At 66.5% G+C, this 1,907-nt stretch carries 2 protein-coding genes; both read right to left on the reverse strand.

Annotated features, from left to right (window positions below; translation table 11 throughout):
• Nucleotides 1–1,627 (reverse strand): elongation factor G (gene fusA / locus BL253_RS38975; RefSeq protein WP_076823116.1); only part of this gene is annotated, 1,627 nt, incomplete at its 3' end.
• A 6-nt stretch (nucleotides 1,628–1,633) separates the two neighbouring features.
• Nucleotides 1,634–1,907 (reverse strand): 30S ribosomal protein S7 (rpsG, locus tag BL253_RS38980; RefSeq protein ID WP_076823118.1); only part of this gene is annotated, 274 nt, incomplete at its 5' end.

Genomic DNA, 1,907 nt, shown 5'->3' on the forward strand with positions numbered 1-1,907 from the left:
GGATGTACTCCTTCGGGATGCGGCCGCCGGTGACCTTGTTCTGGAACTCATAGCCACCGCCGTCACCACCGGAAGGCTCCAGGCTGATGATCACCCGCGCGTACTGACCTGAACCACCGGTCTGCTTCTTGTGGGTGTAGTCGACCTTCTCGACCTTCCGGCGGACGGTCTCCCGGTACGCGACCTGCGGGCGGCCGACGTTGGCGTCGACGCTGTACTCGCGCTTCATCCGGTCGACCAGCACCTCGAGGTGCAGTTCGCCCATGCCCGAGATGACCGTCTGACCGGTCTCCTCGTCGGTGCGGACCTGGAAGGTCGGGTCCTCCTCGGCCAGCCGCTGGATCGCGGTGCCCAGCTTCTGCTGGTCGGCCTTCGTCTTCGGCTCGATCGCGACGTGGATGACCGGAGCCGGGAATGTCATCGACTCCAGCACGACCGGCGCGTTCGGGTCGCAGAGGGTGTCACCGGTGGTCGTGTTCTTCAGCCCGACCACCGCGACGATCTGGCCGGCGCCGACGCCGTCCCGATCCTCCCGGTGGTTGGCGTGCATCTGCAGGATGCGGCCGATCCGCTCCTTGCGGTCCTTGGTGGAGTTGAGCACCGCGGAACCGGACGAGAGCTTGCCGGAGTACACCCGGATGTAGGTCAGCTTGCCGACGTACGGGTCAGACATGATCTTGAAGGCGAGCGCGGAGAACGGCTCGTCCTCGCTGGCCTCGCGGGCGATCTCGACCTCTTCGTTGCCCACCTTGTGACCGACGGTCCTGCCGACGTCGGTCGGGCTGGGCAGGAAGTCGACGACGGCGTCGAGCATGGGCTGCACGCCCTTGTTCTTGAACGCCGTGCCGCACATGACCGGGTTGATCGAACCGGTCAGGGTGGCCCGTCGGATCGCCGCGATCAGCTCGTCGAGGGTGGGCTCCGTGCCCTCGAGGTACTTCTCCATGAGGTCGTCGTCGTTCTCGGCGACGGTCTCGAGGAGCTTGTCGCGCCATTCCTGCGCGGCTTCCTCGTGGTCGCGCGGGATGTCGACGACGTCGTAGGAGGCGCCCTTGTCCTCGGAGTGCCAGATCAGGCCCTTCATCCGGACCAGGTCGATGACACCCTTGAAGTCGGACTCGACGCCCCACGGGAGCTGGATGACGGCCGGCGTCGCGTCGAGCCGGTCGATCATCATCTCCACGCAGCGGTGGAACTCCGCGCCGACCCGGTCCATCTTGTTGACGAACGCGATCCGCGGCACGTTGTACCGGTCGGCCTGGCGCCACACCGTCTCGCTCTGCGGCTCCACACCGGCGACCGCGTCGAACACCGCGACGGCACCGTCGAGCACCCGCAGCGACCGCTCCACCTCGACGGYGAAGTCGACGTGGCCAGGGGTGTCGATGATGTTGATGGTGTGGTCACGCCAGATGCAGGTGGTGGCGGCGGAGGTGATGGTGATTCCCCGCTCCTGCTCCTGCTCCATCCAGTCCATCGTGGCGCCGCCGTCGTGCACTTCACCGATCTTGTAGTTCACACCGGTGTAGTAGAGGATGCGCTCGGTGGTGGTGGTCTTGCCCGCGTCGATGTGGGCCATGATCCCGATGTTGCGGGTCGTGGCCAGAGTGGCACGTACGTCAGCCATAACAGGTCACCAGCGGTAGTGGGCGAAGGCCTTGTTGGACTCCGCCATCTTGTGGGTGTCCTCCCGGCGCTTCACGCTCGCGCCGAGACCGTTGCTCGCGTCGATCAGCTCGTTCATGAGCCGCTCGGTCATCGTCTTCTCACGGCGGCCGCGCGAGTAGGCGACCAGCCAGCGAAGCGCCAGCGTGGTGCTGCGGCCGGCGCGGACCTCGATCGGCACCTGGTAAGTGGCGCCACCGACCCGGCGGCTGCGCACCTCCAGCGTCGGCTTGACGTTGTCC

The organism is Pseudofrankia asymbiotica (assembly GCF_001983105.1).
GTDB lineage: Bacteria > Actinomycetota > Actinomycetes > Frankiales > Frankiaceae > Pseudofrankia > Pseudofrankia asymbiotica.